At 38.3% G+C, this 1328-nt stretch carries 1 protein-coding gene and 1 pseudogene; one reads left to right on the top strand and one right to left on the bottom strand.

From position 1 onward, the window contains the following. A pseudogene (locus QUA03_RS28865) lies at positions 1–435 on the top strand (IS701 family transposase); the annotation flags it as partial. A gap of 370 nt (positions 436–805) precedes the next feature. Here the strand turns inward: QUA03_RS28865 and QUA03_RS28870 are convergent. After that, entirely contained in the window at positions 806–1048 is a 243-nt protein-coding gene (locus QUA03_RS28870; RefSeq protein WP_333217153.1) for a hypothetical protein, read from the bottom strand. Positions 1049–1328 lie beyond the last annotated feature (280 nt).

The raw sequence follows: 1328 nt of genomic DNA on the forward strand, positions 1-1328 counted from the left end.
GAAGTAGGTAATTTTTATGGTTTAAGAACTTGGGTAGAATATGGTTTGAAGCAAAGTAAAAACGAATTAGGATGGGCAGATTTTCGCTTAACTAATTATTCACAAATAGAAAAATGGTGGGAAATTATTTTTAGCGCTTATTTGATGGTTAGTCTCCACTCTGAACAACTGCTAAAATTACCACCACAATCTGAATCTAATTTTTCATCACATCCAGGGTGGGATCGAGGAAAGGGGTGGAAGAATATTCTTAACAACCTCCGTTTAATACTTCAACCATTTGTACTATTTAACTTTATTAAACCTTGGCTACAAGTTTTTGATATTCCTAAGTTATCCGAGGGCTTTTTTAAACTTCAAATGCTTGTCAATAATTTAACTCGTTCAATTTTTCAAAACCTCAATATCCTTTATTTCTACTTTTCCTCTGCGTAGAGTGACAAAAGAGGGTTAACCAATGTCCTCGAATTTCCGACGCAAATTGGCTTGCCGACCAATCCTTACTACTTAAATAATAATGCGTTTCATGGAAATCAACTAACCGACGACGACTTTTTTTGCCTTCCCACCTACTGCCAGTTCTTTTGATAGCAATTATATGTTTGACACCAGCCCACGCTGGTAATAACTGAGTAGATACGGGATAAATTGTAGTAGAGCGAGTTGTGGTGCGGCCATGCAAGCGTTCTGAGGTTTGAGCTGAATCGCTCGCACCCACAGATTCGACCAATTTTTGAGCCATTTTAAACAGACGCTTATTGATTTTTTTTGAGAGTAATTATGTAGTCATTACCTCCATCAATAATTAACTGAATAGTTTTTTTTGAGTGTGCAGTGCATCAGCAGTAATTACTACTTGAGAACCCGCAAGTTCTTGCACGAGTTCCTCCACAGCTTCGATTTCACTTCGCTGCTGATTTTCCATGACTTTATGTCGGACTACCCACCCGCGATTGTGACTGTACACAGAAACCAGGCTCACAAAATTTTGGTAAGAACTATTACCCCCAACACTTGTGCTTTTGATACTTTTACCATCAATTGCCATCAATTCTCCTGGCGTGCTCGGTAATGTCTGCCCTGCCCATATATTAAAAAGGACGGCAATTGCCTCCAGGGTAAACGCATCTTAACTGGAACCCAAAATATGCTACAGTTAAATCGACTAAATTTCAACGTAGTTTGTTGTAGTTTAGGGGTGCTATCAATGGCAAGAGGTTTTAGTAAAGCTGTAACTTCCCAACAAAAACCAACAGATTCATTGCCTTCAATGAATATTTTAAATGCCAGTTTTTTAGAACATTTTGCCAAATTTGAAAGACCCCAGA

Source organism: Microcoleus sp. S36b_A4 (assembly GCF_036700645.1).
GTDB lineage: Bacteria > Cyanobacteriota > Cyanobacteriia > Cyanobacteriales > Microcoleaceae > Microcoleus.

Bases quoted from the DNA above. Each gene is read 5' to 3' on its own strand.
- QUA03_RS28870 (WP_333217153.1), bottom strand. From the start codon at position 1,048: ATGGCAATTGATGGTAAAAGTATCAAAAGCACAAGTGTTGGGGGTAAT.